This window comes from Caulobacter sp. 05L422, assembly GCF_056397765.1.
This window is the reverse complement of the sequence record NZ_JBFTOB010000017.1, coordinates 131,247-138,947: the sequence shown is the minus strand read 5'-3', so window position 1 is coordinate 138,947 and position 7,701 is coordinate 131,247. Positions and strand designations below refer to the sequence as shown.

At 69.8% G+C, this 7,701-nt stretch carries 4 protein-coding genes; all 4 read right to left on the bottom strand.

The annotated features are described in order from the left end of the window. Positions 1-470 (bottom strand): glucuronate isomerase (locus AC1DMQ_RS17175; protein ID WP_477034767.1); only part of this gene is annotated, 470 nt, incomplete at its 3' end. Positions 471-541: 71 nt separating this feature from the next. Continuing rightward, positions 542-2,779: a hypothetical protein gene (locus tag AC1DMQ_RS17170; RefSeq protein ID WP_477034766.1), complete on the bottom strand. Its 2,238-nt coding sequence runs from the start codon at positions 2,777-2,779 to the stop codon at positions 542-544. Beyond that, on the bottom strand, positions 2,776-4,416 hold the full coding sequence (locus tag AC1DMQ_RS17165; protein WP_477034765.1) for a glycoside hydrolase family 43 protein: 1,641 nt from the start codon (positions 4,414-4,416) through the stop codon (positions 2,776-2,778). Before AC1DMQ_RS17165 ends, AC1DMQ_RS17170 begins: the two co-directional genes overlap by 4 nt. A gap of 169 nt (positions 4,417-4,585) precedes the next feature. Beyond that, positions 4,586-7,663, bottom strand: a complete 3,078-nt coding sequence (locus AC1DMQ_RS17160; RefSeq protein WP_477034764.1) for a TonB-dependent receptor domain-containing protein — start codon at positions 7,661-7,663, stop codon at positions 4,586-4,588. Between the last annotated feature and the right edge of the window lie 38 nt (positions 7,664-7,701).

Below are 7,701 nucleotides of genomic sequence, written 5' to 3'. Positions count from 1 at the left end.
AGCGCCCGGGGCCGGAAGGCCTCGGTGGCCAGGGCTTCGTTGATGCGGTCGAAATAGTCGTCGGCGTTGTCGGGGCCGAAGAACTGCGTGAAGCCGAACACCTGGCTGAACACGTGGTTGAGCCACATCCACGAGGGCGTGCCGCGGAAGAGATAGAAGTTCTCGGCCAGCTTGCGCCACGCTTCGCGCGGGTCGGTGCTCGGGACCCCGGCCTTGGAGCGGACCTTCAGGGCGTCCAGGCTGATCCCCTGGCTGTAGAGCATGCGGAACAGGTAGTGGTCGGGCGCCAGCAAGAGATCAGTGGCGTCCTCGAAGGGCGCGTTGGTGGCGAACCAGGCCGGATCGGTGTGGCCGTGCGGGCTGATGATCGGCAGGGTCTTGACCTGGCCGTACAGCGCCCGCGCGATCTCCCGCGTGCGCCCATCGGCCGGAAACAGGCGGTCGTCGTGAAAAACCAGAGGCCGGGTCATGGGTGTGGTCATGGGAGCAAACCGGGAAAGAGGCGGGGAGGAGGTCGAGACGGTGGGGCGTCACGGTCGGATCAGGGCAGGGGCTTGAGACCCTCTGCGCGGACGGTCCAGCCCGACTTCGGGAAGCCGGGGGCGGGGCCCTTTGAGCCGTCCCAGCCGCCGGCCATCATGCCGACCGCCAGCAGCAGCGAGCCGTTGGACGGGAAATAGGTCTCGGCGGCGCGCCGATAGCCCGGTCCGTCCGGGCCGGCCCCGGCCGCGCCCGGCGTGAAGGCGATGGCGTGTTCGTCGGCATGGACGCGCGGGGTCATGCCGGTGACGCCCCACTGGTTGTTCTTCAGGTCCTTGAACAGCCAGTCGACCGCGTCCTCCGGCTCGCCCAGGCGGGCGGCGGTCATGGCCACCATCGGGAAGTCCCAGCCCCAGGTCTGGCGCAGGTCCCAGTGGTTTTCGGTGGCGCGGAGGGTCCGGCGCATCGTTTCAGGATCGATCCGGTCGCCGCCGATCAGGCCATAGGCCATCAGGAACGACGGGTGGTCGCGGTTCTCGCAGGTTCCGGTCGCGTGGCCGTCGCAGGCGGGCGAGGCGGCCTGGCGCCAGAGGTCGGGCGAACTTTCGGTCGCCAGATAGAGGCCGTCGCGCTCGGCGACCTTCGACATCTTGGCGATCACCTCGTCCCATTGCGCGTCGCGCGGCAGGCCCCGGCGCACGCGCCAGGCCTGGGCCGTCTGCAGGCCGCGCCGGAAGTACTCGACCTCGAAGGTCGGATTCACCGTGGTCAGGGGATCGTAGTTCTCCTGCACCGGGATGATCGGCGGACCCAGCACGTAGCGGCCGGTGGCGGCGTCCCAGCGCGGCCAAGTCGCCAGCAGGCGGGCGGTCTGGTCGACCAGCTCGCCGTAGCGCGCCAGGGTCGCCTGGCCGGGATGGGCCCGGAAGGCCAGCTCGGCCATCAGGATCGGGTGCGGCTGCTGCCACATGATGAAGGGCGAGATCGAGCTGGGGCTGTTGCGGCCCTCGGGCCCCGCCATCTTCGGCCACCAGGCGCCCTCGACCTTGTGCCGGCGGGCCTCGGCCTGGGCCTTGGACAAGTGGGTGAGGTACCAGTCCAGGCCGCGCTCCAGCTCGGCCGGGCGGCCCCAGGTGGCGAAATGGGCCGAGTGCCAGGGGTGCATTTCCAGGTGGAACTTGCCGTTCCAGCTGTTGGAGAACAGGCCTTCCTCCTGGGGCGGCGTGTCGCCAGCGCCGTTCAGGGCCTGCAGGTACTGCGACAGCACCACCCGGCGCTCCAGCTCGGGGGCGCGCGGATCGGTGCTGCCGGTGAAGTCGACGACCCCGCCCTTGGACCAGTAGTCCCGCCAATGGGCGGTGACGGCGTCGCGGGCTTTGGCGTAGTCGAGGGGCGACGGGGCCTTCGCGGTCCTCGAGAAGCCGACCATCACCACCAGCCGGTCGCCCGTCGCGGGGCGCACCGTGAAGGCGTGGGGGCCGTCGGCCGCGATCGTCGCGCCTGGAGCGTCGATGCTGGAGCCGTAGACAGTGCCGTCGAGGCGGCGCGACAGGACCAGCCGGCCCGGGGCGCGGCCCACCACGGTGGTTGTGTGGCGCTCGGGATGGGTCCAGTCGGACGGGTCGGGGTTCAGGTTCGCCGACACGCCGGGATAGCGCACCGTGACGCCCAGCCGGCCGGCCGCCACCAGGGGCGAGGTGATCTCGACCAGGACGACGTCGCGGTCGGACTGGACCCGGGTCTCCACGCTCACCGGCTGGCCGTCATAGACGAAGGTGCTGGTCAGGGCGCCGGTCCACAGGTCAAGGGTCTGGCGGGTCTGGGACAGGTCGGCGAAGGCGGCCGGTTTGCCCTGGCCGTCGCGCAGGTCCAGGGCGATGCGGCCGAGGGAGAAGTGGTGCGGGTTCTCGCGCAGCCAGGCGTCGGCCGGGTTGGGTTTCTCCAGCCCGCCCTTCATCCAGGCATAGGGCTGGCGGCCGCGCCCGGGCACGTCGACCGGCGTCAGACCGTCGGCCTCGGTATAGCCCTTGGGGTTGGGGAAGCTGTGCCACGACCACTGGGCCATGGTCAGCAGCGGGGCCAGGGGCGAGTACGGTTCGGGAAAGGTCTGCAGGCCGGTGATGTCGGCGGTGAACCCCAGGCTGCCGTTGCCGACCATCATCGGCGCGTGCGGATCGACGGCGGTCAGGGTCGGGGCGTGGCGCGAGACCAGGGCGAGGCGGTCGATCGGCTGGGCAAAGGCCAGGCCGGGGGCGACGGCCAGGGCGACGGCGACAGCCAGGGTCCGCAGGCGGATCACGGGTTCACCGCCTTGACCGTCACCCAGTCGAAGTCCGCGACGCCTGGTTTCGCCTGGTTCGGATCGTTGTAGGTGAACAGGGCCGGGCGGGCGCCCTTCCACCAGCTGAAGCGCAGCGGGGCCGCCGCGCCCAGGGTGGTGAAGGTCTTGCCCCCGTCCAGGCTGTAGCTGTAGCGCGCGGTCTGGTCGGCGACCTCGACCCGCAGATCCAGGGCCTTGGCCGGCAGGGTCGGACCGGGGGTCTCCACGCCGGCCGATGAGAAGGTCACGCGCGAAACGCCGTCCCGCCGCGCGACGCCGATCCAGCTGATCCCCTGGCCGAACATCACCAGGCCCGCGCGCTGGCCGTCGACCAGGCCGCCGGCGTCGATGCGCGCGGTGACGATCGAATGCTCGCTCTGCAGAACCTGGGTCAGGGTGTTGCGGGCCGAGACCAGGTTCGGCGCCGGAGCCGAGGTCAGGCGCAGGAAGCCGGGGCGTTTCGTCAGGCTCCAGCGGCGATCGTCGGGATTGTGGTTCCACTCCCACTGCGGGCCCAGCGCCTTGGCCGAGAACGTGTCGGAGGTTTGGGGCTGGACCGGCGGGAAGCGCCCACCGACATCCGGCATGGCGTGCCGCGCCACCGGCTGGCCAGCGGTCTCGTCGGGCCCGGCGCCGGGGATCGGCTCGCCCATCACCGGCCAGTCGTCCTTCCAGGACACCGGCTGCAGGTGGACGATCCGGCCATAGGCGCCGGCGCTGTTGAAGTGGATGAACCAGCCCTGGCCGGACGGGGTCTCGACCCAGCCGCCCTGGTGCGGGCCCTTCCAGGCCGTCTTGCCCGGCGCCAGCACCGTGCGGTGCTCGTAGGGACCCCAGATGTTCCGCGAACGGAGCACGGCCTGCGGGCCGGTCTCGACCCCGCCGATCGGCGCGAAGATGTAGTACCAGCCGTTGCGCTTGTAGAGCTTGGGCCCCTCCAGCACGGGCAGGGCCTTGGCGTCCTCGACGATGACCTTGCCGCCAGACAGCACCGACTTGCCGTCGGGCGCCATGCGGTGGAGGACCAGCGGCCCGGCTCCGACCTTGCCGTGGACCAGATAGGCCTGGCCGTCGTCGTCCCAGAAGGGGCAGGGGTCTTCGAGACCGGCTTCGGCGATCACCGCCACGGGCGCGCTCCACGGCCCCTCGGGCTTGGTCGCCGTCGACATGAACACGCCCTCGTAGGGCGTGGCGAAGTAGACGTAGAACCGCCCGCCGTGATGGCGGATCGACGGGGCCCAGACGCCGCCGGCGTAGCGCTGGCCGAACGTGCGCTGGTCGCGCGGCATCCGCGCGCCGGTGTCGTCGGTGGGGACGGGGCCGGGCAGGTCGTATTCGGGCGCGAAGGTCAGCTTGGGCAGCACGTGGCCCAGGATCGTCCAGTGGACCAGGTCCTTGGACTGCAGCACCGGCAGGCCCGGCGAGAAATGGAAGGTCGAGGCGACCATGTAGTAGCTGTCGCCGACGCGGATCACGTCAGGGTCCGAATAGTCGGCGTGCAGGATGGGATTGCGATAGGTCGCGGCGGGTTGCGCGGCCTGGATCGTCGCGGGCGCGCCGGCCCAGCCCAACGCCAGGGCCGAAAGTCCCGTCAGTCCCAGCTGTTTCACGCGCATCGCACAGACCTTGTCAAAGCGGTCGAACTCAAAGGCGGCTTTCGGGCGCGCGCAGGGCGGGGAAGGACCGCCGAACGCGCGCGCCCGCGCCAGGAGGAAGCGTCGAGCGGTTCCGGGTGATCACGCCCGACGCCGCCCGAACAGAAACACACGCTTCCACCAGACATCTCTAGAACTTCAGCTTGCCGCCCAGGAAGAAGGTGGCGCCCAGCACGTCATAGGTGGCCGCATAGGTGTTGGCCGACGGGGACGAGCTGCCCAGGACGGGCGGATCCTTGTCGGCGATGTTGTTGGCGCCGCCGTACACCTGGACGTTCTCGAGGATGTCGTAGCTGAACGACATGTCGAAGTAGTTCTGGGCCGGCAGTTTCGGGTTGGTCAGGGTGTCGAGGCTGGGAACGGTCCCGCCCGCGCGCTTGGGCAGGAGGTACTTGTCGCTCATGACCTCGCCGACATAGCGGTGCCGCAGGCTGAGGGTCAGCGGTCCCGTGCGCCAGGTCACCCGCGTGCCGCCCTTCCATTCGGGGATCGGCTGGCCGCAGGTCGGGCCGTAGGCGCCCGCGCAGTAGTTCTTGATGTTCGGGAAGGCCTGGACCGGCGTCGAGGTGAACTCGTCGGTCCAGGTCCATTCCGTGCCGATCTCGAAGCGGCTGTCCTGGCTGAGGCCCGGAATGCCGAAGTCCGTGCTGAACCTGTAGTTGGCCACGAAGTCGACGCCGGCGGTCTTCAGGCCGCCGGTGTTGGCGTTGGTGATCGTCGCGTAGTAGGGCGGCGCGATCTCGCCGGTGATCGGGTTGCGCTTGATCGCCTGGCAGAACTCGCTCGAGGCGTTCTGGACGATGTTGTAGCAGAGGTTCAGCGTGTTGTTCAGACCGCCGCCCAGCGCCGAGATCGCGCCGTCCAGGTCGATGTTGAAGTAGTCGACGCTGATCGCCAGGCCGGGGATGGCCCGCGGCGTGATGACCGCGCCGAACGTGTAGGTGTCAGACTCCTCGATGCCGACGTTCGGATTGCCGCCCTGCAGGTTGCCGATGATGGTGTTGGACTGCACGCCGGGCGTGAAGACCGCCGCGGCCGGCACGCCGGTGGCCACGCAGATGGCGCGGACGGCGGCGGTCTGCTGAGCGGTGGGGGCGCGGCTCGAGCACGGATCGGTGGCCGCGTCGAAGCTCTGGGCCAGGCCGCCATACAGCTCACCGACGTTCGGCGCGCGGATGGCGTGCTGGAATTGGCCGCGGAAGTTGACGTCCGAGGTCACCTGCCAGGCGCCGCCGACCGAATAGGTCCAGACCCCGCCGACGCCCTTCAGATTGTAGTCCGAGTAGCGGAAGGCGCCGTTGGCGCTGAGGTTCTTGACGAACGGCAGGTCCGCCAGGATCGGCACGCGGGCTTCGCCGTAGATTTCCTTGACGATCGTGCTGCCGCCGGTGGGCAGGCCGGGGTTGAAGCCGACCACGTCGCCCGAGCGCAGGAACTCGTCGGGGGTGTAGCGGGCGGAGTTGTAGCGCCACTCCGTGCCGGCCGAGAAGTCGACCGGCCCGGCCGGCAGGCTGAAGAGCTCGCCCGACAGTCCGGCCGAGGCGACCTGCTGTTCGGCCTCGGTGATATTGGTGGCCGCGATCGAGATCGCGCTGATCCCGGCCGCCGAGATGTTCTCGCCGAACACGTTGAGCACCGGCGGTGCGCCGCCCACCGAGAGCAGGTTGGCCTGGAAGCGGCTGCGCGAGGCGTTGCCTTCCTGGTGGTCGGTCTCGGAGGTGCGGGCGTAGGTGTAGTAGGCGTCGTAGCTGAGGTTGCGCAGGAAGTTGTCGGAGACGCTGCCCAGGTCGCCGCGCAAGCCGGCCGCCACGCGCCAGACGTTGCGCTCGGCGTTGTTGCGGCGCAGGCCGATCTCGCGGAGGCGGCGCCCGACGTTGATCACGGCCAGGCCGTCGCCGGCCACGGTGGTCCGCGACGCGGTGCCGGTGGTCACCGTCGTGGTCCCCACCTCTTTCAGGTCCATCTGACGCAGCACTTCCTGCATCGGGGCCGAGAGATAGGGGTTGTTGGTGTTGAGCAGGAACGGGCCGTTGATGTTGGTCGGCGCCAGCTGCATGTCGACGACGTTGTTGCTGAAGTGGCCTTCCAGATAGCCGGTGACCTTGCTGTTGAAGTCGTAGTGGCTGAAGGCGTTCATCATCCAGCGCTTCTGCGGGATGATCAGGTAGTTGTCCGGGCCGAGGTTGAAGTCGTCCTGCGGGGTGAGGGCGGGGCGGGCCGTCGTTCCGGCCTTGTCGAAGGTGAAGCCGCGCGAGCCCATCGCGCCCAGGCCCGCGGCGATCAGCGCCGCGTCCAGGCCCGGGGTCGAGCCCGCGCCGCCGACGCTGGGCACGCCGGTGAAGCGGCCGTTGGGGATGTCGCCGCTGCCGCCGGCGATCAGGCCCATGCGGCCGCCGGCCGCCGCGCAGGTCGAGCCGCCTGGAACGGCCAGCGGAATGCCGGCCTTGCTCTTGCTGAACGAGGCGGAGGTGACGCAGCCGTCGGACAGCGAGTCATAGGTCCAGTCCCCACGCATCCCGCGCGAGATGGCGCCGCGATCCAGGTAGTTGACCGAGACGACCGCGTTGCCGCGACCCTCGGCGAAGTTGCCGCCGACCGTCAGATCGAGATTGTAGGTGGGGGTGGTGGTGTGGCTGTCCCAGCTGGTCTGGCCGTTGATCTCCACGCCTTCGAAGTCGTCGCGCATGATGAAGTTGACGACGCCGGTGATGGCGTCCGAGCCGTAGACCGCCGACGAGCCGCCGGTCACCACTTCGGTCTGGCGGATCAGCGAGACGGGGATCGTGTTGATGTCGGTGGTCTGATCGGCCCCGGCGATGGCGAAGCGTCGGCCGTTGACCAGCACCAGGTTCCGCTGGGCGCCAAAGCCGCGCAGGTTCAGCGTGGCGGTGCCGCCGGGCACGGTGTTGGCCGTCTGGCCGTTGTTCTGCGAGCCCACGAACTGCGGCGAGGTGCCCAGCAGCTGTTCGGCGTTCACGGTGCCGGAGAGCTTGAACTCCTCGGCGCTGACGACCGCCACCGGCGTCGGGGCGCTGAAGCCCCGCGAGGCCAGGCGCGAGCCGGTCACGACCACGGTCTCGACCGTCGAGGCCTCGGCGCCCGACGGCGCCGGGGGCGCGGTTTGAGCTTGTGCCAGCGCTGGCACAAGCAGCAAAGCCGCGGCCAGGACAGCGGGCGAAGCCGCGCCGAAGTAGTGTTTGGTGTTCATGTCGTTCCCTCCTGAGGCGGCTCTTTGGGCCGCTCGTT

Coding starts and splice junctions, on each gene's coding strand:
- AC1DMQ_RS17165 (WP_477034765.1), bottom strand. CDS start 4,416: ATGCGCGTGAAACAGCTGGGACTGACGGGACTTTCGGCCCTGGCGTTG.
- AC1DMQ_RS17160 (WP_477034764.1), bottom strand. CDS start 7,663: ATGAACACCAAACACTACTTCGGCGCGGCTTCGCCCGCTGTCCTGGCC.